Annotated in this window: 23 protein-coding genes; 12 read left to right on the top strand and 11 right to left on the bottom strand. The window is 66.6% G+C overall.

Features of this window, described 5'->3' with window-relative positions:
- Positions 1-81 precede the first annotated feature (81 nt).
- On the bottom strand, positions 82-444 hold the full coding sequence (locus tag ACXJ16_RS13955; protein WP_054442205.1) for a response regulator: 363 nt from the start codon (positions 442-444) through the stop codon (positions 82-84).
- Positions 445-508: 64 nt separating this feature from the next.
- On the opposite strand from ACXJ16_RS13955, the gene ACXJ16_RS13960 reads away from it, so the two are divergent.
- The 5 genes from ACXJ16_RS13960 to ACXJ16_RS13980 are packed head-to-tail and all read left to right on the top strand — an operon-like array spanning position 509 to position 3,797.
- Positions 509-784, top strand: coding sequence for a DUF3572 domain-containing protein (locus tag ACXJ16_RS13960; protein WP_132468661.1), 276 nt, complete (start codon positions 509-511; stop codon positions 782-784).
- Complete coding sequence (locus ACXJ16_RS13965) at positions 781-1,446, top strand: HAD family hydrolase (RefSeq protein WP_132468662.1); 666 nt, start codon at positions 781-783, stop codon at positions 1,444-1,446. The genes ACXJ16_RS13960 and ACXJ16_RS13965 overlap by 4 nt, the downstream gene beginning before the upstream one ends.
- A 2-nt stretch (positions 1,447-1,448) precedes the next feature.
- On the top strand, positions 1,449-1,913 hold the full coding sequence (locus ACXJ16_RS13970; RefSeq protein WP_324697245.1) for a RidA family protein: 465 nt from the start codon (positions 1,449-1,451) through the stop codon (positions 1,911-1,913).
- Positions 1,894-2,664 (top strand): glycerophosphodiester phosphodiesterase family protein, encoded by a 771-nt coding sequence (locus tag ACXJ16_RS13975; RefSeq protein WP_454797791.1) that lies wholly within the window; start codon positions 1,894-1,896, stop codon positions 2,662-2,664. Before ACXJ16_RS13970 ends, ACXJ16_RS13975 begins: the two co-directional genes overlap by 20 nt.
- A complete protein-coding gene (locus ACXJ16_RS13980) occupies positions 2,661-3,797 on the top strand; it encodes a GNAT family N-acetyltransferase (protein ID WP_463920847.1) in 1,137 nt (378 codons plus the stop codon). The genes ACXJ16_RS13975 and ACXJ16_RS13980 overlap by 4 nt, the downstream gene beginning before the upstream one ends.
- A gap of 19 nt (positions 3,798-3,816) precedes the next feature.
- Here ACXJ16_RS13980 and ACXJ16_RS13985 read toward each other — a convergent pair whose 3' ends face one another.
- The gene (locus tag ACXJ16_RS13985) at positions 3,817-4,167 is read right to left on the bottom strand and encodes an SEL1-like repeat protein (protein WP_463920848.1); all 351 of its coding nucleotides are present in this window, start codon (positions 4,165-4,167) and stop codon (positions 3,817-3,819) included.
- 299 nt (positions 4,168-4,466) lie between these two features.
- Here ACXJ16_RS13985 and dksA point away from each other — a divergent pair, with 299 nt between their 5' ends.
- Together dksA and ACXJ16_RS13995 are read left to right on the top strand one after the other, a co-directional pair.
- Positions 4,467-4,925, top strand: a complete 459-nt coding sequence (dksA, locus tag ACXJ16_RS13990) for an RNA polymerase-binding protein DksA (RefSeq protein WP_054442212.1) — start codon at positions 4,467-4,469, stop codon at positions 4,923-4,925.
- Positions 4,926-5,122: 197 nt separating this feature from the next.
- Positions 5,123-5,500: a PilZ domain-containing protein gene (locus tag ACXJ16_RS13995; RefSeq protein ID WP_054442213.1), complete on the top strand. Its 378-nt coding sequence runs from the start codon at positions 5,123-5,125 to the stop codon at positions 5,498-5,500.
- A 90-nt stretch (positions 5,501-5,590) separates the two neighbouring features.
- On the opposite strand, the gene ACXJ16_RS14000 is transcribed toward ACXJ16_RS13995, so the two are convergent.
- Positions 5,591-5,845 (bottom strand): hypothetical protein, encoded by a 255-nt coding sequence (locus ACXJ16_RS14000; protein WP_292635452.1) that lies wholly within the window; start codon positions 5,843-5,845, stop codon positions 5,591-5,593.
- Between the two features lie 25 nt (positions 5,846-5,870).
- Here ACXJ16_RS14000 and ACXJ16_RS14005 point away from each other — a divergent pair, with 25 nt between their 5' ends.
- The 3 genes from ACXJ16_RS14005 (at position 5,871) to ACXJ16_RS14015 (ending at position 8,113) form a co-directional block, all read left to right on the top strand.
- Entirely contained in the window at positions 5,871-7,427 is a 1,557-nt protein-coding gene (locus ACXJ16_RS14005; RefSeq protein WP_463921798.1) for an ABC transporter substrate-binding protein, read from the top strand.
- Between the two features lie 69 nt (positions 7,428-7,496).
- A complete protein-coding gene (locus ACXJ16_RS14010; RefSeq protein ID WP_054442215.1) occupies positions 7,497-7,886 on the top strand; it encodes a DUF4112 domain-containing protein in 390 nt (129 codons plus the stop codon).
- Between the two features lie 5 nt (positions 7,887-7,891).
- Positions 7,892-8,113, top strand: a complete 222-nt coding sequence (locus ACXJ16_RS14015; RefSeq protein WP_324697236.1) for a hypothetical protein — start codon at positions 7,892-7,894, stop codon at positions 8,111-8,113.
- A 3-nt stretch (positions 8,114-8,116) separates the two neighbouring features.
- On the opposite strand, the gene arfB is transcribed toward ACXJ16_RS14015, so the two are convergent.
- From arfB to pabB, 4 genes are read right to left on the bottom strand one after another with little or no spacing between them, the layout of a single operon-like run.
- Positions 8,117-8,533, bottom strand: a complete 417-nt coding sequence (gene arfB / locus ACXJ16_RS14020; protein WP_054442216.1) for an alternative ribosome rescue aminoacyl-tRNA hydrolase ArfB — start codon at positions 8,531-8,533, stop codon at positions 8,117-8,119.
- Entirely contained in the window at positions 8,530-9,186 is a 657-nt protein-coding gene (locus ACXJ16_RS14025; protein WP_054442217.1) for an RluA family pseudouridine synthase, read from the bottom strand. The genes arfB and ACXJ16_RS14025 overlap by 4 nt, the downstream gene beginning before the upstream one ends.
- A gap of 1 nt (position 9,187) precedes the next feature.
- A complete protein-coding gene (locus ACXJ16_RS14030) occupies positions 9,188-10,369 on the bottom strand; it encodes a pyridoxal phosphate-dependent aminotransferase (RefSeq protein WP_463920849.1) in 1,182 nt (393 codons plus the stop codon).
- A gap of 13 nt (positions 10,370-10,382) precedes the next feature.
- Complete coding sequence (gene pabB / locus ACXJ16_RS14035; protein WP_463920850.1) at positions 10,383-12,188, bottom strand: aminodeoxychorismate synthase component I; 1,806 nt, start codon at positions 12,186-12,188, stop codon at positions 10,383-10,385.
- Positions 12,189-12,291: 103 nt separating this feature from the next.
- Between pabB and ACXJ16_RS14040 the strand changes: the two genes are divergently transcribed.
- Both ACXJ16_RS14040 and ACXJ16_RS14045 read left to right on the top strand, forming a co-directional pair.
- The gene (locus ACXJ16_RS14040) at positions 12,292-13,890 is read left to right on the top strand and encodes a helicase HerA-like domain-containing protein (RefSeq protein WP_324697227.1); all 1,599 of its coding nucleotides are present in this window, start codon (positions 12,292-12,294) and stop codon (positions 13,888-13,890) included.
- 4 nt (positions 13,891-13,894) lie between these two features.
- Positions 13,895-16,579 carry a M1 family metallopeptidase gene (locus ACXJ16_RS14045; RefSeq protein WP_324697225.1) on the top strand — a complete coding sequence of 895 codons (2,685 nt, stop codon included), beginning with the start codon at positions 13,895-13,897 and terminating at the stop codon, positions 16,577-16,579.
- 20 nt (positions 16,580-16,599) lie between these two features.
- On the opposite strand, the gene ACXJ16_RS14050 is transcribed toward ACXJ16_RS14045, so the two are convergent.
- The 4 genes from ACXJ16_RS14050 to ACXJ16_RS14065 form a co-directional block, all read right to left on the bottom strand.
- Positions 16,600-18,048 (bottom strand): ATP-binding protein, encoded by a 1,449-nt coding sequence (locus ACXJ16_RS14050; RefSeq protein ID WP_463920851.1) that lies wholly within the window; start codon positions 18,046-18,048, stop codon positions 16,600-16,602.
- Between the two features lie 13 nt (positions 18,049-18,061).
- Positions 18,062-18,796: a response regulator gene (locus tag ACXJ16_RS14055; RefSeq protein WP_324697221.1), complete on the bottom strand. Its 735-nt coding sequence runs from the start codon at positions 18,794-18,796 to the stop codon at positions 18,062-18,064.
- 40 nt (positions 18,797-18,836) lie between these two features.
- Complete coding sequence (locus ACXJ16_RS14060) at positions 18,837-19,595, bottom strand: EF-hand domain-containing protein (protein WP_324697219.1); 759 nt, start codon at positions 19,593-19,595, stop codon at positions 18,837-18,839.
- 189 nt (positions 19,596-19,784) lie between these two features.
- Positions 19,785-20,186, bottom strand: a complete 402-nt coding sequence (locus tag ACXJ16_RS14065) for a cupin domain-containing protein (RefSeq protein WP_324697216.1) — start codon at positions 20,184-20,186, stop codon at positions 19,785-19,787.
- Positions 20,187-20,202 lie beyond the last annotated feature (16 nt).

Below are 20,202 nucleotides of genomic sequence, written 5' to 3' on the forward strand. Positions count from 1 at the left end.
TCTGGCCGGGAATTGCGGCGCAAAAGCGGCGGCGAGGGGTAAAGTCAAGCGAAGGCCGGATTCGCCTAGTGCTTCGCCCTATCACAGAAGGGCGCGAACCGCCTGCATGAACGGGCCGATCGACACCGGCTTGGCGAGGTAGCCTTCCGCGCCTGCTTCGCGGATGCGCTCCTCGTCGCCCTTGCCCGCATAGGCGGTGACGGCGAGCACCGGAATCGTGCGCAGGACGGGGTCTTTCTTCGCCGCCTCGATCAGGTCCAGCCCCGAGACATTGGGCAGCTGGATGTCCATGATGACGAGGTTGGGCACGAACTGGCGCGCCCTTTCCAGCGCGTCCAGTCCGTCGGCTACCGGCTCCACGGCATAGCCCTGGCTCTTGAGCACGTCGCAAAAGAGCTTCCGATTGAGGTCGTTGTCCTCGACAACAAGGATACGCTTTGCCATTCGACGCCTGAACACCATCTAGGGCTGGGACTTCCCGCTCTATGACACGCAAGCGAGACTGACAATTCTTCGAGAGTCGCCATCCCCATCGCAGGACCCCCAGGCGCTCGCGCTCAATGCGCTCGGCTGGGTGCTGGGCGATCCCGACCGCGCCGAACGCTTCCTGGCGCTGACCGGGCTGACGCCCGACGAACTGCGCGCCTCGCTGGGGGAACCCGCGACGATGGCGGCGGTGCTGGAATTCCTGTGCTCGCACGAGCCTGATCTCGTGGCGGCGGCGGAAGCACTGGCGGTTTCGCCGATGGCGCTGGCCTCGGCGCGCGAAAGGCTCGGCTCATGAACCGCCCGCTGCTCATCACCGATTGCGACGAAGTGCTGCTCTACATGGTATCGCATTTCAGGGACTGGCTGGCCGAGGAGGAAGGCGTGGCCTTCGACATGGGCCGGGGCGAGTTTTCGAGCGCGATGCGGCGAATCAAGACCGGCGACCTGCTCGAACAGGCCGAGATGTGGTCGTTGCTCAACAAGTTCTTCGATGGCCAGATGCACCGGCAGACCCCGGTGGAGGGCGCTGTCGAGGCGATCCGCGCGATCGGCGAACATGCCGACGTGGTGGTGCTCACCAACCTCATGGATTTCCGGCAGGAGGCGCGCCGCCTGCAACTGGCCGATCATGGCATCGACGTGCGCGTCTTCACCAACCAGGGGCCGAAAGGCCCGGCGTTGAAGGCGATCCTTGATGAATATACGCCCTCTCGCGCGGTTTTCGTCGACGATCTCGCCCAGCATCACGGCTCCGTGGCCGGGGTTGCGCCGGAGATCGGCCGCCTGCATCTCTGTGCCGAGCCCTTGCTGGCGCCGCACATCGCCTGTGCCCATCTGGCCGGTCATGCCCATGCGCGGATCGACCGATGGGATGCCGCAACCCCCTGGCTTATCGACTGGTTGACCCAGAACCCGACTGACGCCCCGATTGAAGGCCCGATTGAAGGAAAGCCCTGAACATGAGTGAGATCGAAACCCGCCTTTCGCAGCTTGGCCTGACGCTTCCCGAGCCCGCCGCGCCGGTCGCGGCCTATGTGCCGGTCGTCGTCGCGGGCGGCCTGGCGCATGTTTCCGGCCAGTTGCCGTTCGTCGAGGGCAAGCTCGTGACCGGCCGTCTGGGCGATGACGTGAGCCTCGAATCGGGTGTGGAGGCGGCGCAGGCCTGCGCGGTGATGATCCTGGCGCAGCTGAAGGCGGCGCTCGGTTCGCTGGATCGGGTGGAGCGCGTGGTGAAGCTTGGCGCCTTCGTCAATTCCACCGGCGATTTCACGGACCAGCCCAAGATCGCCAATGGCGCCTCGGAACTGATGGTGGCGGTGTTCGGCGAGGCGGGCAAGCATGCCCGAAGCGCTGTGGGCGTGCCGGTGTTGCCGCTTGGCGCCGCTGTCGAAGTGGACGCCATCGTTGCCGTTCGCCCTGCTTGACCGCTGGTGTTCGCCGCCGCCCGATCCGCGCAAGGTCGGGTGGATCGGCGGACACGACTATGCCCATCGTGGGCTTCACGGCGCTGTCATTCCCGAAAACTCGCTCGCGGCTTTCCGGCTCGCGGTAGAGGAGGGCTACGGCGTCGAACTCGACGTGCAGCGAGCCGGTGACGGTACGCCGGTCGTATTCCACGATGGCGAACTGGACCGGCTCACGGGCGAGACAGGGCCGGTGTTCCGCCGGAGTGCCGCCCAGCTTGCGGGCATCACGCTGGGCGGGACGGCGGAGACGATCCCCAGCCTGCGGCAGGCGCTGAACCAGATCGCCGGCCGTGCGCCTGTGCTGATCGAGCTGAAGTCGTCACGCAGCACGCGAATTGCCGCCCTGTGCCTGGCGGTGCGCCGCGTGCTGGAGGGCTATACCGGCTCTCATGCGGTGATGAGCTTCGATCCGCGCGTCTCGCGCTGGTATCACCGTCATTCGCCGCACACCGTGCGCGGACTGGTCGTATCCGAGGGCGAAGACCGCGCGCTTCCCGGCAAGCTGCGCCGCCGTCTCGCGCTCTGGCAGGCTCGTCCCGATTTTCTTGCCTATGACGTTCGCGACCTGCCGAGTCGTTTCGCCGCCGCGCAGCGCAAGCGCGGCCTGCCGGTCGCGACTTGGACGGTGCGGCGGCCTGAGCACCACGCACGCGCAGGGCTTCATGCCGATGCGGTCATCTTCGAACGACCAGCGGAAGAAACGGCATGAGTGCGGGGGAATTCACGGCCCGCATTCACGGCAGCGTCAGTGAACTCCCCGCAGCCGAATGGGATGCGCTGAGCGGCGGCGGCAATCCATTCGTTTCCCATGCTTTCCTTTCCGCCATGGAAGCGTCGGGCAGCGTTGGCGGGCGCAGCGGCTGGACGCCGGTGCCGATCACCGTGGACGGCCCCGGAGGAAGGCTTGCGGCGGCGCTTCCCGCGTACCTCAAGGAACATAGCCAGGGCGAATACGTGTTCGACCATGCCTGGGCCGATGCGTGGCACCGTGCTGGCGGTTCGTATTATCCCAAGCTGCAGATTTCAGTGCCCTTCACGCCCGCGACCGGGCCTCGCCTGCTCACGCCGCACCCCGAGCTTGCTCCGGCGCTGCTGGCCGCCGCCGAAACGCTTTGCCGCGAGAACGGGCTCTCCTCCGCTCATGCGACTTTCATCGCACCCGATCAGATTCCCTTGTTCGAGGCGGCCGGGTGGCTGCTGCGCGAGGATATTCAGTTCCACTGGGAAAATCACGGCTACGAAAGCTTCGATCAATTCCTTGGCGCGCTCTCATCCCGCAAGCGCAAGGACATCCGTAAGGAGCGGGAGAAGGCCTGCGAGGGGCTGGAGGTCCGCGTGCTCACCGGGGATGAACTCGGTGAACGGCACTGGGACGCGTTCTGGGCCTTCTATCAGGATACCGGCGCGCGCAAGTGGGGGCAGCCTTACCTGACGCGCGAGGCGTTCTCCCTGCTCGGAGAGACCATGGGGGACCGGATTCTGCTGCTGCTCGCCTACATGGACGGCCGGCCGGTGGCGGGCGCGCTCAACTTCATCGGCGATCAGGCGCTTTACGGACGGTACTGGGGCGCGCTGGTGGACAAGCCGTTCCTGCACTTCGAACTTTGCTACTACCGGGCCATCGACGCGGCGATCGCGCTCGGGCTTTCGCGCGTGGAGGCGGGGGCGCAGGGCGGGCACAAGCTGGCACGAGGCTATGAACCGGTGCGCACGATCTCGGCGCACTACATTGTCCACGAGGGGCTGCGGGCCGCTATCGCCGACTATCTCGAACAGGAACGCGCGGGAATCGCGCAGGACCAGCTCCTGCTGGGCGGGCGGACGCCATTCAGGAAACCCTGAACACGGCCTGTTTCCGGGGTCAGGCGGCCCCGGTTGCCGGGGAAGAGGGCGAGGCTGCAAGCCAGTGACGCGCGCGGCGCTGGGCTTCGGCGATCTCGCGCGCGGTCATCTCATCGGCCAGTTCGGCCCGGGATGTCGCGGCTTCCTCATGCCCGTTCACGGCGGCGAGGTTGAACCACTTGTGCGCTTCGACAAGATCGCAGGCCATGCCGTGGCTTCCGGTCGAATACGCTACGCCAAGGTCGAAGCAGGCCGAAAAATCGCCATGTGCCGCCGCTGCAAGCCGGTCGGCCACCAGCAGGTCGTTACCCTTCAGGTCGGCCACGCCGGCAGCGGTAAGGCGGCTCTCCTTGATCCAGACATCCTTCATCGTTCGTATCCCGAGACATTTCTGCCGCGGTCTGCGGCCCGATGAGGGAACAGTGACCTGCGCATGGTCAACAAACGGTTAAGGATAAATCTGCAAGGTTCCTTGTAGGGATACGGAGCAAAACCGTCCCGAACCGAACTAGCGTTCAGGTTTTTTGTGGACTGCCATGGTTATGGCCTTGTGCAGGCAATGGGGCGGTCTTATAGGCCGCCCACCGCGGTTTGCCGTATAGGCCACTGGAAAAATCCGGGGTCGCAGGGCGTAGGCAGGCCGGGGGGATTCGTGCGGAGATTCTCTGGATGGCAACGGCCCTAGCTGACGAAATTGATGTCCTCGCCAAGGCAAAGCGTATGCTTGGCGGTTCTTACGTTCCCGCTGAGAACGAGACCTACATGTGTGAGGCTCAGCAGGATTACTTCCGGCGGCTGCTGCTGGCCTGGAAAAAATCGATCCTCGACGCCTCTGCCGGCACGCTGGCACAGCTTCAGGACGGTCCTATCCGTGAGCCCGATCTGAATGATCGTGCCTCGAGCGAGACCGACTGGGGCATCGAACTGCGCACCCGCGACCGTCAGCGCAAGCTGATCGCCAAGATCGACTCCGCCCTGCGCCGGATCGAGGAAGGCGAATACGGGTACTGCGAAGTGACCGGCGAACCGATCGGCCTTGGACGGCTCGAAGCCCGACCGATCGCGACCATGACCGTAGAGGCCCAGGAAGCGCACGAGCGGCGCGAAAAAGTCTCTCGGGACGAATAGTTCTCGGCTGTTTTCAGCGCTTGAGGCCCCGATCTACCGGCCGGCAACCCTTGCAGGCAGATCGGGGCGTTAAGGCTTTCTTTGCCACTCGCCTTTAGGTATCGACCGGAAACGCGCCTTGGGCGCGGGTGCGGTGGCTATCGCGGACCGTTCTTCGTGATATCATCGCCGCCAGACGGAATGCCGGACGAGACCTCATGAACGAAACCGAAAACCGCCATATCGCGCGCGACAGCCTGTTCCTCATGGCGGATTTGCGCATCGATGGCCTTGAGGGTGAGTACCGCATCAAGGTCCGCAACCTTTCGGCGGGCGGCATGATGGGGGAAGGCGGCGTGCAGGTCATGCGCGGCACCGTGGTTTCGGTGAACATCCGCAATATCGGCTGGGTTCCGGGGTCTGTGGCCTGGGTCCAGGAAAACCGCTTCGGCGTGGCATTCAGCGATGAGATCGATCCCAAGTTGGCGCGTGCAACCGCGGCTCCGGCGGCCGATCATGCACCCAATTACGTGCGCAATTACGAAGCGCAGTACGCACCCGTGACATCGACCGACCAGAACCTGCGCAAGGTCTGATTCGCGTCACGCTGCGGATCGTGCTTCCGATAGCCTTACGAAAACTCGCCGCCGAGCCTTGCCGGCCATTTGCGCATCTGCCGAAATGGACTAGGTCGTAAACTCATAAACGGCACCATCGAGGTTTGAGGCAAAATGGCTCAGCGCAAGAAGGGAAGGCGATGGAATATGTCGATATTTCAAGACTTCCCGACGCAGCGATGGGCCATTTTGGTCAAATCCCGAAGGGACGCCCAAATGGCTTCCATCTCGAACCGAAGCTGCCTTGGACGGGCAACCAGCCCGCCCGGCGTCAGCTTCGGCCCGAGCTGTTTGCCATTTGGGCGCCTCGATGGTGCTGTTCATGAGTTTACGACCTAGGCCGGTGCCGATGTTCGCTTCGCGCAAAGCCTTCCGGGTTCTGGTCCCACTGGCCGGGCTGGCGCTCGCCGCCTGCGGATCTTCCGACAATTCGGCGTTGAGCGTCGCGGTGATCGGTGCTGCCGGCGATCCTTTCGAGGCCGGAGACAATCTGCCCCTGGCAGGCCAGCTCATTCGTGCCTCCACCGCCGAGGGGCTCGTTTCCTTCGACGAGAAGGGGCGGGTGATTCCCGCCTTGGCGGACCGCTGGATCGTTACCGACGACGGACAGAGCTACATCTTCCGGCTCCGCGACGGAGACTGGCTTTCAAGCGATCCGCTGACTGCCGAATCGGCGAAGAAGTCGCTGGAAGAGGCACTGAAATCGCTCGACGACACACCTCTGGCGCGTGACCTTGCCGGTATTGACGAAATTCGCGCAATGGCCGGAAGGGTCGTCGAAATCCGCCTGAACAGGCCGATGCCCTATTTGCTGCAACTGCTTGCGCAGCCCGAACTCGGCCTCACCTTCAAGCGGCGCGGCGCCGGGCCCATGCGGCTGGAGCGTGATCGGCGGACGGCGCGCCTGACGCCGATCGACCCCGCAACCCTTGGGCTTCCCGCGATCGAGAACTGGGCACAGCGCACACGCCGGATCGACGTGCAGGCGCTGAATGGTCCCGCTGCAGTGGATGCCTTCAACGATGGCACGGTCGATCTGGTGATGGGGGGCGAGATACAGGACTTTCCGCTGACCCGTTCGGTGGGAATTCTGCGCGGCACCATCCAGGTCGATCCAGTAGTCGGACTGTTCGGCCTCAAGATAATGAACGATAGAGGTTTCCTTGCCGATCCTGCCAACCGGGAAGCCCTGTCCATGGCGATCGACCGCGATGGCCTGATCGCACCGTTCAGCCTTGGCGGCTGGTCCGGGACGACGCGGATCGTCACGCCAAGTCTTGACGGCGATCTCGGTACCATCGGCGAACGCTGGAGCGAGCAATCGCTTGAGGAGCGCCGCAGCCTGGCCACCGCGCGGATACGCCGCTGGGTGGCGGCTTCGGGGGGCAAAGGCGCGTCCGAACCGCCGGCTCCGGCGGTGCGGAGCGCGCGGGGTGCTTCGTCCCCGGTGCCCCTTCCCGCCCCGAACGGCCCGCGTGTTACGGTCTGGCTGCCCGTGGGCAGCGGATCGGACATCCTGCTGGACCGGCTGACCGCCGACCTCGCCGCGATCGGAGTTCATCTGGCGCGAACCGGCAGCGCCGAGGAAGCCGATCTCCTGCTGATTGACGACGTAGCCCGCTATCCGCGGGCGGCATGGTTCCTCAATCGGCTTTCCTGCAGCGCCCGGCACGGCCTCTGTTCCACGGATGCCGATGCCCGCGTTGCCGAAGCCGCCACAGCGGCGACCCCTCAGGAACGCTCGGCGCTGCTGACCGAAGCCGAGGCGGAGTTGACTGCCGCCAACGTCTTCATTCCCTTCGGAACACCCATCCGCTGGTCGCTGGTCCGTGGCAGCGTGGCAGGTTTCGCGCCGAACACCTGGGGATGGCACCCCTTGATGCCGCTGGCCTGGGTGCCCAAATAAGCGGAACGGCGTTCATGCCGATTAAGGAGTGCCACGACTTTGGCGACTGGACAGACTTCCGCCCGCCGCATGGACATGGATCTGCCGCTGGGCGCTGACGCGGTTTCGATCGTGCGCCGCGTCGAGATGGTCGAATATGTGCTGGAACGCGCCATCGCCCTGCCCGGCCTCCGTCGCAAGGTGGGGCTCGATGCGGTCGTCGGGCTGGTGCCGGTGGCCGGAGACGTGGTTTCGGCGGTCCTGGGGATGTACCTCGTCTGGGAAGCCCGCAATCTCGGCATGTCGAAGTGGCAACTTGCGCGGATGACCGCGAATGTCGGCGTGGATACGCTGCTGGGCGCCATTCCCCTCGCGGGCGACCTGTTCGACTTCATGTTCCGTTCGAATAGCCGGAACCTTAAGATGATTCGCAAGCATATCGACAGGCACCACCCCCATGCCCGGGTGATCGAGGGCTGAGATCCTTGAGACTTCCCTGCCTGCTGATCGCGGTCCTGCCGCTGGCAGCTTGCGGGCCATCCGATTCGGTACCCGGCCCGGGCGCCGTCACCATGGGTGAAGCCCGCGCGCTGGGCGAGGCGGCCGAGATGCTGGAGGTGCGGCGACCGCCTGCCGGAGTCGGCGGCGCCCATGGAGAGCCGGGAAAATCCAGCCCCAGCGAAGCGGCCACCCCCGCCCGCAACTGAACCTCAGTCGAAACTGATCCTGCCGCGCCCGGCCTTGACCGAGCCGCGCAGCTTCTTGCCTTTCAGCCGCTGCTCCTTGCCGACCCGGTTGAGACGGCTCTTGGCGCGCTTTTCCGGCAGTTTGTGAGCATCGCGCAGCATTTCCGCCAGTCGTTCGCGCGCATCGGCGCGGTTCGCTTCCTGCGTGCGGAAGCGGCGGGCGGTGAACATCAGTTCGCCGGCCGAGGTCATGCGGCTGCCAGCCAGTTCCCTCAGCCGTGCGAAGACCGGCGGAGGCAGCCGCAGCGCATAGACGTTGATCCGCAGCTGGACCGCCGTCGCCACCTTGTTGACGTTCTGCCCGCCCGGTCCGGTCGAGGCGATGAAGGCTTCGCTCGCCAGCGCCTGGGCGCGGCCGATGGTCTCCTCAACCTCGCTCATTCATCGCTGAAGCCGAACGCGGCGAAGTCTGCCGGGAGGGGCGCTACCGCCACGATCGGCTCCTTGTCACCACCGCGTGGGACCGTGATCCCGGCGGCGTGAAGCATGGTGCGCGGCGCGCCCTTGCTCGAACCATAGACCGGATCGCCAAGCAGCGGCACGCCGAGACCGGAAGCGGCATGGACGCGGATCTGGTGCGTGCGGCCGGTTTCAGGGCGGAATTCCACAAGGGTCATCCCGTTCTTCTCGTCCAGCTTGCGCCAGTGCGTGACGGCGGGCTTGCCCTTCTTGGCCGGGATCATGCGCCAGCCATCCTTGACGGTGCTGACCTTGGAAAGGTTGAGCGCGATAGTGCCTTCCTCGTCGGCGATGGTCCCGGCGACGATGCCGAGGTAGCGCTTCTCGACGACCTTTTCCTCGAAGGCGGCGGAGAACCGCTTCAGCGCCTTGGGGTTGCGGGCGAGCAGCAGGCAGCCCGAGGTGTCGCGGTCGAGCCGGTGGACCGGCGCAGGCGCGCGGTGGAAGCCGAGTTTCAGCTCGTCGAGCCGGTCTTCGAGGCTGCGGCCGCCCGCGCGGGGCGTGTCGAGCGGAAGGCCGCCCGGCTTGTCGATGACCAGCGCCTCGCCGTCCTCGAAGAGGATTTCCAGTTCCATGTTACGTCAATGCTTTCTCTATGCGCCGGAGCGCTTCTTCGAGCCGCGCGTCGTCTGCGGCGAAACTGATGCGGAAGCCGTCACGCCCGCCGAACGCCGAGGCCGGCACGAGTGCGACGCCTTGCTCCAGCAGGTGAAGGGAGAGTTTCACGTCGTCTCCGAAGCGCTCCATCAGCGGGGCGGCATCGATCATGCAATAGAACGCGCCCTCCGGAGTCGGCGTGGACAGTCCGGGAATCGCGTTGATCGCGGCCACCACCCGGTCCCGGCGGGCGCGGAAACGCTCGCGCCATTCGGCCAGGAAGTCCTGCGGGCCGGCAAAGGCGGCCACGGCGGCGGCCTGGCTGATAGAGCAGGGGTTTCCCGAGGAGTGCGACTGGAGCTTTTCCATCGCCTTTATCAACCACTGCGGGCCGGCGGCGACGCCGATGCGAAAACCCGTCATCGCGTGGCTCTTGGAAACGCCCGAGACGGTCAGGATGCGGTCCGCAAGATCGGGGCAGAGGTTCGCCAGCGTCGCATGCGGGCGGGCCACGGTGCCATCGAGCGTATAGTTGAGCGGCGCGTAGATATCGTCGGAAAGCACCATGACGCGCGGATGGCGGCGCAGCACTTCGCCGATGCCGCGAAGCATGTCTTCCGGATAGTAGGCGCCCGTCGGATTGCCGGGACTGTTGAGCAGAACCCACAGCGTGCGCGGGCCGATCTGCGCTTCGAGATCGGCGGGCGTGAAGCGGAAGTTGTCCTTCGCCAGGGTTGGCAGGGGCACGACCTTGCCGCCCGCGAAGCGCACGATCTCGGGATAGCTGACCCACCAGGGCGAAGGCACGATCACTTCGTCGCCTTCGCTCACCGTGGCCAGCATGGCGTGGAAGATCGCCTGCTTGCCGCCCGCGCTCACCGTCACTTGCGAGGCAGGAACCTCGATCCCGAGGTCGCGCGCGAAGTGCAGGGCGGCGGCCTGCTTGAGCTGCGAAGTGCCGCCGACCGCCGTGTATCTGGTCTGGCCATCGTCGAGCGCGGCCTTGGCCGCCTCGATCACGTGGGGCGGGGTGGCGAAATCAGGCTCGCCCACCGAAAGCGAGATGATGTCGAGGCCGGATTCGCGCAGTTCGATGGCGCGGTCGGTCATCGCGGTCGTCCCCGAGGGGGCGATGCGGGAGAGGGCGGCGGAGCTATGCATCAGCAGGACAACATCACTTGAGGAGTTGGGCCGGGAGAAGCCCCCGCAGCGAATTGCCGATCATGAAGCCATCGGCGAGATCGTCCAGCGTGAGTGCCGCTTCCACCGCGCGTTCCTGCTCGATCAGCGAGCGGCGCAGCACGCCGGGCAGCAGCCCGAGCGCGAGGGGCGGGGTAAGCAGCATGCCGTCCCGTTCGACGAAGAGATTGGTGAACGTGCCCTCGGTCACGAGCCCGTCGTCCCGCAGGAACAGGGCTTCCCCTGCGCCTGCCGCCTTGGCTGCCGCGAGGCCGGCCTCGTAGAAGCCGCGGTCGCTGGTCTTGTGGCGCAGACGCCAGTCGCCGCTGTCGACCGGCAGGCGCAGCACGCCCACGGTCACCGGCCCGGCAAAGGCTGCGGGCAGTTCGGAAAGTTCGAGCGCGTAGGCGCCGCTGCGCGAGGCGACGAGGCGCAGCTTCGAGGGGGCATCGGCATCGAAGCACAATGCCTGGATGGCATTGCGCACGGCGTGACGGTCGAAACTGAAGCCCAGCGTTTCGGCGCTGGCGCGAATCCGCTCGAGATGGAGTTCGAGCAGCGGAATGCCCTTTTCGGGCGTGAAGCACATCGTCTCGATCAGGTCGAAACTGGCGGGCGAGGATGCCCCTGCCGACTCTCTCACGAAACCCCCTTTGACCAGGCATTCCCGCCATTCGGGAAGCGCTTGTGAATCGGCGACCACGGCCGAGCCGACGCCCAGCACCGCGCGGCCGGTGCCGTTGTCGCCCGGCGTCAGGCGCAGAGTGCGGATTGCCACATTGAACGCGGCCTCGCCAGTAGGATCGATCCTGCCGATCGAGCCGCAATAAGGGCCGCGGGCATGGCGTTCCACTTCGGCGATCAGTTCCATGGCGCGGATCTTCGGCGCACCGGTGATCGAGCCGCAGGGGAAGAGCGCCCGCAGGATGTCCACCGCGCCCTTGCCTTGCGCCAGATCGGCCCGCACCGTCGAGACCATCTGGTGGACGGTGGGATAGCTTTCGATGGCGAAGGGATCCTCGACACGGACGCTGCCTGCAGCGGCCACACGCGAGAGGTCGTTGCGCATCAGGTCGAGGATCATGAGATTCTCGGCCCGGTCCTTGGTGGAGCCTGCGAGTTCGGCGCGCAGGTCTTCGTCCTGTGCCGCATCCCTGCCGCGCGGGCGGGTGCCTTTCATGGGGCGGACCGTTACTTGTCCGCCTTCCAGCGTGAAGAACAGTTCGGGCGAGAAGCTCAGCAGCCAATGCGATCCGTCGTGAATCACTCCGCCGTAACCGGCCGCTGCCGAGGGGCGGATCGCGGCATAGAGCGCCAGCGGGTCGCCGTGCCATGGCCCTGCCAGCGGGAAGGTGAGGTTGGCCTGGTAGATGTCGCCGGCTTCGATCGCGTCATGCAGGCGGGCGAAGGCCCGGGCGTAAGTCCCGCTGGATATCTGCGGCTCAAGCGGGCCGATGCCGCGCGGTCCGCCCGAGGCATGGCGGGCCAGCCAGCCGGGCATTTCGGCGGCCGCAACCGTCTCGTATCCCTCGAAGGCGCCGAACCACAGCAGCGGTCCCGCAGCGCCGATCCGGTCCGGCAGCAGCGCGGCCAGCTTCGGTTCCAGGGCGAGGCCGGCCTCGTAAGTCAGATATCCGGCAAGATGCAGTCCGTTTGCCGCCAACTGCTCGATACGCTCCAGCGCGGGGGCGATTTCGTGCGGCTGGCGGGCCACGACGATTTCGGTCGCGGCCCGGTAAATCCGGGCATCGGCGGCGCCTTCGCGGCGCGCATCATCAAGGAGGACGAAAGCTTCGGACATGTTCGGAAATGGGCCTTTAGCGATGAACGGCGCTGCTGGCAAAATCCCTCTCGCCCTCGCACCGAGGCCGCTCTATCACGATGGCGGGTGCAAGGAGCGGTGAATGGACGAGATTTTCCTGGGACTCGGTGGGAATGGTGAACGGCAGGTCCTGCGGCTGGGCCGCGCCAACCGTCACGGGCTGATCGCGGGAGCCACCGGCACCGGCAAGACCGTCACGCTCCAGACCATTGCCGAGCAGTTTTCCGCCGCCGGCGTGCCGGTTTTCCTCGCGGACGTGAAAGGCGATCTCTCGGGCATTTCGATGCCGGGCAGCCCGCAGTTCAAGAATGCCGCCATCCTGGAAGGGCGGGCCAGGGAAATCGGCATAACCGACTATGCCTACTCCGATAATCCGGCGGTCTTCTGGGATATCTATGGCGAGCAGGGCCATCCCGTCCGCACCACGATATCGGAAATGGGGCCGTTGCTGCTCGCGCGGCTGATGGACCTCAACGATACGCAGGAGGGCGTTCTCAACATCGTCTTCCGCTATGCCGACGAGCAGGGGCTTCTGCTTCTCGATCTGCCCGATCTCCAGGCGATGCTTGCGCATGTCGCGGAAAATGCCGCTGCGCTTTCGGCCCGGTACGGCAATGTGACCAAGGCCAGTGTCGGCACTATCCAGCGGCAGGTCCTCGCGCTCGACAGTCAGGGCGCGGCGCGGTTCTTTGGCGAACCGGCGCTGGAAATCGCCGATTTCATCCGCTGCGACGACAAGGGGCGCGGCTACATCAACGTGCTCGCGGCCGACAAGCTGATGCGCAGTCCGAAGCTTTACGCCACTTTCCTGCTCTGGCTGCTGTCCGAACTGTTCGAGGTGCTTCCCGAAGTCGGCGACCCCGACAAGCCCCGGCTGGTGTTCTTCTTCGACGAGGCTCACCTCCTGTTCGACGATGCTCCCAAGGCCTTGCAGGACAAGGTGGAGCAGGTCGTCCGCCTCGTCCGTTCGAAGGGCGTGGGCGTCTACTTCGTCACTCAGAACCCGATCGACATTCCCGAGGATATCGCCGGTCAGCTCGGCAACCGCGTGCAGCACGCGCTGCGGGCCTTCACCCCGCGCGACAAGAAGGCGATCAAGGCGGCGGCGGATACGTTCCGCATCAATCCCGCGCTCGACGTGGAGGCGGCGATCACCGAATTGAAGGTCGGTGAGGCGCTGGTTTCCACGCTTGACGACGAAGGCGCGCCCACCGTTGTCCAGCGCACGCTGATCGCGCCGCCGCGTTCGCGGCTGGGTCCGATCGAGGCGAAGGAACGCGCGATCATCCAGTCCGTCAGCCCGTTCGACGGCAAGTACGATACCCCCGTGAACCGGGAAAGCGCGGAGGAAATCCTTGCCGCCAAGGCTGCCGATGCGGCCGCAACCGCGCAGGAAGTGGCGGAAAAGGGCAAGGAGGAAGTCGGCAAGCAGGAGCGCAAGAGCCCCAGTCTTTGGGACGGTCTGGGCGGAAAGGTGGCCAAGGCCGCTGCCGGCGCGGCGGCGGCGAGCGCCGGTTCGATTCTCGCGCAGTCGATGCAGGGCAGGAAAAGCCGTGCCGATCCCAAGGCTTCGGCCGCCAGCGCGGCGGCGGGAACGGTGGGGGATGCTCTTGGGAAAGCCATAGGTTTTCCGGGGCTTGGCCGGTTTGCGCGCAATCTCATCGGCGGCCTGATGCGCTGAGCTGATGGGGATATTCCGGGGCTCGATCCCGTTCGCGGCGCTGCTTGCTGTGCCGGGTGCCGCCGCGGCGCAGGAGACGGGTGGCACCATGGCCGAGCCGGCTGCCGCAATCGTGGTGGAGGCGCAGAAACCCGACCTTCCGTTCGGCCGACTGGACGATTCGGCAAGGCCGCTGGCCTATCGGCTGGACCTCACCGTGGACCCGTCGAAGCCGCGATTTTCCGGTCGGACAGAGATCGACCTGAACCTGACCAGAAAGACACCTAGACTATACCTGCACGGCCGGGAGCTCGGCATGACCCGGGTCGAGGCCCATTTTGCCGGGCGGACCCTTGTCGGCCACTGGAGGCAACTCGATGCAGAGGGTCTTGCCGAGGTGCGCTTCGACGAAGACCTTCCCGCAGGTCCGCTGACCCTGGCCTTCGATTACACCGCAGCCTTCGGACAGGGACCGGCCGGTCTGTTCCGCGTGGAAGTGGAGGGCGCCTGGTATGCCTGGAGCCAGTTCCAGTCCATCGATGCCCGCGCCGCCTTTCCCGGTTTCGACCAGCCGGGATTCAAGACGCCTTTCGCGATCACGCTGCGCACGCCGCCCGGCCTCGCCGCGATCAGCAACGGGCCGGAGACCGGCACTCCCGCGCTCGAGAACGGGCTGGCGGTTCACCGCTTCGCTCCGGGGCCGCCGCTGCCGACTTACCTTGTTGCGGTGATGGTCGGGCCTTTCGCGATCCTGTCCGGCGAAGTGCCCCCTACGCCGGAACGGAGCGAGCCGCTGCCGCTGCGGATCGTCTCCACGCGCCAGAATGCCGGAAACCTTGCTTTCGCGATGGAGGGGAGCAAGCGCATCGTCACCCTGCTGGAGGACTATTTCGGGGAGCGTTTTCCCTTCCCCAAGCTCGACCAGGTGACCAGCCCGATCCTGCCCGGCGCCATGGAGAACCCCGGCGCCGACCTCTACCGCGACGATATCCTCGTCATGGACGAAAACGCGCCGGTGGAGCAGCAGCGCCAGTTCGGCATGATCGTGGCCCATGAACTGGGCCACCAGTGGTTCGGCGATCTCGTCACGCCGGACTGGTGGGACGATCTCTGGCTGAACGAGAGTTTCGCCAATTGGATCGGTTACCGGGTGGGCGATCGCTGGCGGCCCGATCTCGGGATCGCGGGCGACGCGCTGGGCACCGGCTATCAGGCGATGGATATCGACGGGCTATTGGCGGGCCGCCCGATCCGCCAGTCGATCGAGACCAGCGACCAGATCGATTCGGCATTCGATTCCATCACTTATGGCAAAGGCGGCCACGTCGTCGGCATGATTGCCGATTGGCTGGGCGAGGATCGCTTCCGGCAGGGTGTGCGCCGATACATCGCCGCGCACCGGCAAGGCACCGCCACCAGCGCGGACTTTTTCGCCGCCCTTGCCGAAGTGGCGGGCGATCCCCGGCTGGTGCCGGCGCTGCGCAGTTTCGTGGAGCAGCAGGGCGTGCCGCTCCTCGCCATGCGCCAGACCGGCGACCGGCTGGCCGTGACCCAGCTTCGCTACACGACCGCCGGGGTGGCGACGCCCGATGCCCGCTGGACCATTCCGCTGTGCTTCCGCCGCGGCCTTCAGCGCACCTGCACGATCATGGACCAGCGAAGCCAGATCTTCACGGTTCCCGGCGAAGGCCCGGTGTTCCCCAATGCCGGCGGCAGCGGCTATTACCGTTTCGAACTGACGGCCCGGCACTGGAACGAACTCATCGCTTCGGCAGACGGTCTTCCCGGCGGCGAGGCGCTGGCGCTGGTCGATTCGCTGGACGCCTCCATCCGCGCGGGGCGCGGCAATGTCGGCGAAATGGCGCAGCTCGCCCGCAAGCTCATCCACCACCAGGATCCGCACGCCGCCGACGCACCGGACAAGGCGCTGGCCCGCTACATGATGCAGGGCTTCGTCAGCCCGCAGGCGCGCCGCAGTTTCGGCCTGCTGCGCGAACATCTTTACGCTCCGCTGCTCAAGGAGCTGGGCTTCGATCCCCGCTACGGCATCTATGCGCGCGAGGCTTCGGCGCGCACCCAGCGGCGGGTCCAGGTGGTATCCGCCCTGCTCAACACCGGGCGCGGCGGCAGCCTGCGCGACCAGCTTTCCAATGCCATGGCCGCCTATCTCGCGGGAGACAGGACCGCGCTCGATCCGGCCTGGCTGGACCATGCGCTGGATCTCTATCTCTACAAGCGCGACAATCAGGCCGCTCGCGATCTGGTGGACCGTGCGCTGTCTTCCGAAGACCCGGTGTTTCGCCCCGCCGCGCTTGCCGCCGCCTCGCGCACCAGCGATCCCAAGCTGGCCGCCTGGCTTCTCGCGCTTGACGATCCGCGCCTGCGCGAAAGCGAGAAGCGCGACCTGCTCGATGGGGTAATGGCGCGCAGCGCCACGCGCGAGATGGGCTACGACTGGGCTCTCGCCCATCTCGACGGGATGCTGGACAGCGGCGACGGCCAGTTCTTCGCCACCCGGCTGCCGCAAATGCTCGGCCGGTTCTGCTCGGTCGCCCGCGCCGAGCGCATCGCCCGCGATTTCAGGCTGCGCCTCGCCGGAACGCCCGGCGCTCTCGAACTGGACCGTGCGATCGAGCGGGTGCGCAACTGCGGCTTGCTGGACGACATGCTGGGCGAGCAGATCGACGCCGGTTTCGCGAGGATGAAGTAACCGGCAGGCAGGGGCTTCTCCTAACCGACCGGGAGTTCCAGCCGCGCTGTCAGCCCCTCGATCGTGCCGTTTGCCGAGACCCGGTTCGACAGCTTGAGCGCGCCGCCGTGCTGGTCCGCGATCGCGCGGGCGAGGGCAAGGCCGAGGCCGGCGCCGCCGGTGGCGCTGTTGCGCGAAGGGTCGCCGCGGGTGAAGGGGTTCATCATCGCGTCGATGGAATCGTCGGGTATGCCCGGCCCATCGTCCTCGATGAGGATCACCGCCCGCGTCGTTCCATCGCGCCCGTCCTCGCGCGAGAGCGAGACGCGTGCGCGCTCGCCGTAGCGCAGGGCATTGCCGATCAGGTTGCGCAGGGCGCGCCGGATCCAGGTCGGGCGCAGTTCGAGCGCGACGCGTTCGGTATCGCCCACGTCCACCGGCTCGCCCATGTCCTCGTATTCCTCGATCACCGAGAACATCAGCGCCGAAAGTTCGGTGCGTTCCAGCGGGTCGCTCGGGCGGCCGACGCGGGCGAGGGACAGGATATCGTCCAGGGTATGGACGATGTCCTCGATGGTGGTGGCCATGCGGCCGCGTTCCACATCGTCGGTGACGGATTCGATGCGTACGCGCAGCGCGGCGAGCGGGGTCTTGAGATCGTGGCCGATGGCGCCGAGCATGACGTTCTTCTCGTCCAGCAGGGCGGCGATGCGCGATTCCATGGCGTTGTGCGCCACGATCAGGCGCTGCATGTCCTCAGGGCCGGAAGGGGCAAGCTGGCCGTCGACGTCCTGCGTGGCGGCGAAGCGTTCGAGGCGGCGGGTAAGGGCGGCCAGCGGGCGGGTGATGCGGCGCAGGATCAGCGCCACGGCGCCCATGATGACCACGTAGATGATGATCGTCTGGATCAGGATCGGCGTGATCAGCACGTTCTCGGCCCGCGGCGCGCGCACGCGGGAGATGATCCAGTTGCCGCTGTCATCGGTGCGCACGCCCACCACCAGCAGGTTGGCGCGCATCAGGCCCTGCGTTTCCTCGCGCGAGAGGCCGTAGCCCGCCGCGCGTTCCAGCGCGTTCCGGCGGGCCACGCGGTCACGCCCGACATCGCGGTGGACGACGACGATCTCGCGGATCGGGAATTCCTGGTCGGCAAGGATGCGGGCTATGCCGGCCTCGGCCTCCTCGTCGCGGGTCTCGCCGGGGGCGACGGGCGAGCGCGTGCTGTATTCGAGGTGGTAGCCCTTGGGCGGCGGGCCGGAAAGTTGCACGCGCGGGCCGCCGTCATGGCGGCGCGATAGCGCACGGGGGCCGCGCGTTTCCATGACCAGCCTGAAGGCGGAGGCGTTGAGCATGCTCGCCTCGTACCCTTCGCGCTGGGCGCGGTAGACGAAGAACGCGCCGAGGCCCTGCACGAGCATCAGCGCGACCGCGATGGCAAGCAGCATCTGGCCCATCAGGCTGTGGGGACGAGGCATCTTCAGGCTCGACATGGGGGCGATCCGATCAGTCCGCTTCGAGCGGTACGCGCTGCACGTCGGTAGCGAGCATGTAGCCGCCGCCCCAGACCGTCTGGATCAGTTGCGGATTGCGCGAATCGACTTCGATCTTGCGGCGCAGGCGGCTGACCTGGTTATCCACCGCGCGGTCGAACAGGTGCGCCTCGCGGCCCTGCACCATGTCCAGCAGGCGGTCGCGGTTCAGCACCTGGCGGGGGTGTTCGAGGAAGGCCATGAGCAGGCGGAACTCGACCGAGGAGATCGGCACGGTCGCGCCCTCGGCATCGGACAGGCGGCGCTTGAGCGGGTCCAGCAGCCAGCCCTCGAAGGCGAAGGCCTCGTTCTCCGGTGCCTGCGCGGGTACGCGGGCGGCGCGGCGCAGCACCGAGCGGATGCGGGCCACCAGCTCGCGCGGTTCGAACGGTTTCACCACATAGTCGTCCGCGCCGATCTCAAGGCCAACGATCCGGTCGGTCGCCTCGCCGCGGGCGGTGAGGAAGATCACCGGAATGTCCTGCGCTTCCACGAGGTGGCGGCACAGCGAGAGGCCGTCCTCGCCGGGCATCATGATATCGAGCAGGACGAGGTCGGGCTTCTCGCCCTGCAGCTTGCTCCGGGCTTCGGCGGCGCTGGTGGCCGGCGTGACGGCAAACCCCTGGCGCGACAGATAGTCGGCCAGGGGCTCGCGGAGTGCAGCTTCGTCGTCGACCAGCAGGACGCGGGCGGGCGAGATGTCGTTCATTCCATTCCTTTTCCGGCCGGTCGCTCGGGCGGGCTTCGATTTACTTCTTCGCGGGCGGCGGCGGAGCGTCAGGCGCGCCGCGTGCGTCCCGGCGGTCGTTCTTGCGGGCCTGCCACTCGCTGCGCATCCTGTCACGCGCGGCGCGGCGTTCCTCGGGGGTGATCTTGCCGTCCTTGTCGGTGTCCACCGCATCGAAGCGCTGGAGCGCGGCGGTGACGAATTCGGCGCGGGTGACGGCGCGGTCGCCATCGGCATCGGCCTTGCCCAGGCCCATCATCGGCCCCTTCATCCCGCCGCGCGGACCGCCGTGGCGGCCATGGCGTTCGGGGCGGCCATCCTTGCCGGGGCCATTCATGTCGGGGCCATTCATGTCGGGGCCACCGGGAGGCGGCGGGGGCATGTCGCCCGGCCCTGCGCCATCGGGGCGATCGCCGCCGGGGCGGGGACCGCGATCGCCGTCCGGGCCGCGATCGGCCATGAACTCGGCTTTGGAGATCGAGCCGTCCCGGTTGGTGTCGAGCCGGTCGAACATGCCCTCGCGCCTCTGCTGGCGGCGGGCCTCGCGGTCGGCGCGGTCGAGCTTGCCGTCCTTGTTCACGTCGAGCCGGGCGAACATCGCCTCCGCGCGGGCCTGTGCCTCGGCGCGGGTTTCGATACGGTCACGCTCGGGGGCTGCCGGCGATGTCGCCGAAGGGGCCGCCGGCCTGGTCGTCGCATTCTGGGCGCCGGCCATTCCGCCAATCGCCAGGGCTGCGGCGGAGATGCCGATGGTGATCGTGCGGAAGCGATTCATGCTCATGGCTCTCTTTCTCGAAAAACTGGCGAAAGCCGTGGGGCGGGGAAGGGAGGGGGAAGGAACGCCCCGCGGCTTTCTGATGCCCGGTCTAATCGCCGCTTGTCGCGCAGTTGTGCCGTCTTGCGGGTTTATTGTCGCCAATTGTCACAGGCTTGGCACTCCATTCAGCGCGAGGCAAGCCTTCCGGCAAACTCATCGCGGGCGATGCTGCGTTCCTGCACCGGCGGTAATGAACAGGGCGGTGGCCGGTCCGTCGACATCGGCGGTGTGCCAGGCGCCGGGCGGGTTTATCGCATATTCGCCGGGGCCGATGGTCACGCTGCGGGCGCTGCCGTCCGCCAGTTCCTGATGCAGGGTCATGGCGCCGGCGAGGCAGACCACGAGTTCGTCGCCCGCCGGGTGCATTTCCCAGCTGTCCCAGCTTTCGGCGAAATCGTACATCGAGACGAGCCGGCCCTCGGCACCGTCCGGCGCGGTGCGTTCGGAATAGGCGGCGTACCATTCCATGCCGGTGAAGGCGGGTTGGGCACGGGCTGCCGCGCCGAGGCCGAGGTGGACCGGATGGGTCCTGAGATCGTGTACGGGTTCCGTCATGGGCAGATCCTCCCGG

The organism is Novosphingobium sp. TK71, assembly GCF_055361505.1.

Bases quoted from the DNA above. Each gene is read 5' to 3' on its own strand.
- ACXJ16_RS13955 (WP_054442205.1), bottom strand. From the start codon at position 444: ATGGCAAAGCGTATCCTTGTTGTCGAGGACAACGACCTCAATCGGAAG.
- ACXJ16_RS13965 (WP_132468662.1), top strand. From the start codon at position 781: ATGAACCGCCCGCTGCTCATCACCGATTGCGACGAAGTGCTGCTCTAC.
- ACXJ16_RS13970 (WP_324697245.1), top strand. From the start codon at position 1,449: ATGAGTGAGATCGAAACCCGCCTTTCGCAGCTTGGCCTGACGCTTCCC.
- ACXJ16_RS13980 (WP_463920847.1), top strand. From the start codon at position 2,661: ATGAGTGCGGGGGAATTCACGGCCCGCATTCACGGCAGCGTCAGTGAA.
- ACXJ16_RS13985 (WP_463920848.1), bottom strand. From the start codon at position 4,167: ATGAAGGATGTCTGGATCAAGGAGAGCCGCCTTACCGCTGCCGGCGTG.
- dksA (WP_054442212.1), top strand. From the start codon at position 4,467: ATGGCAACGGCCCTAGCTGACGAAATTGATGTCCTCGCCAAGGCAAAG.
- ACXJ16_RS13995 (WP_054442213.1), top strand. From the start codon at position 5,123: ATGAACGAAACCGAAAACCGCCATATCGCGCGCGACAGCCTGTTCCTC.
- ACXJ16_RS14000 (WP_292635452.1), bottom strand. From the start codon at position 5,845: ATGAACAGCACCATCGAGGCGCCCAAATGGCAAACAGCTCGGGCCGAA.
- ACXJ16_RS14005 (WP_463921798.1), top strand. From the start codon at position 5,871: ATGTTCGCTTCGCGCAAAGCCTTCCGGGTTCTGGTCCCACTGGCCGGG.
- ACXJ16_RS14010 (WP_054442215.1), top strand. From the start codon at position 7,497: ATGGACATGGATCTGCCGCTGGGCGCTGACGCGGTTTCGATCGTGCGC.
- arfB (WP_054442216.1), bottom strand. From the start codon at position 8,533: ATGAGCGAGGTTGAGGAGACCATCGGCCGCGCCCAGGCGCTGGCGAGC.
- ACXJ16_RS14025 (WP_054442217.1), bottom strand. From the start codon at position 9,186: ATGGAACTGGAAATCCTCTTCGAGGACGGCGAGGCGCTGGTCATCGAC.
- ACXJ16_RS14030 (WP_463920849.1), bottom strand. From the start codon at position 10,369: ATGCATAGCTCCGCCGCCCTCTCCCGCATCGCCCCCTCGGGGACGACC.
- pabB (WP_463920850.1), bottom strand. From the start codon at position 12,188: ATGTCCGAAGCTTTCGTCCTCCTTGATGATGCGCGCCGCGAAGGCGCC.
- ACXJ16_RS14040 (WP_324697227.1), top strand. From the start codon at position 12,292: ATGGACGAGATTTTCCTGGGACTCGGTGGGAATGGTGAACGGCAGGTC.
- ACXJ16_RS14045 (WP_324697225.1), top strand. From the start codon at position 13,895: ATGGGGATATTCCGGGGCTCGATCCCGTTCGCGGCGCTGCTTGCTGTG.
- ACXJ16_RS14050 (WP_463920851.1), bottom strand. From the start codon at position 18,048: ATGTCGAGCCTGAAGATGCCTCGTCCCCACAGCCTGATGGGCCAGATG.
- ACXJ16_RS14055 (WP_324697221.1), bottom strand. From the start codon at position 18,796: ATGAACGACATCTCGCCCGCCCGCGTCCTGCTGGTCGACGACGAAGCT.
- ACXJ16_RS14060 (WP_324697219.1), bottom strand. From the start codon at position 19,595: ATGAGCATGAATCGCTTCCGCACGATCACCATCGGCATCTCCGCCGCA.
- ACXJ16_RS14065 (WP_324697216.1), bottom strand. From the start codon at position 20,186: ATGACGGAACCCGTACACGATCTCAGGACCCATCCGGTCCACCTCGGC.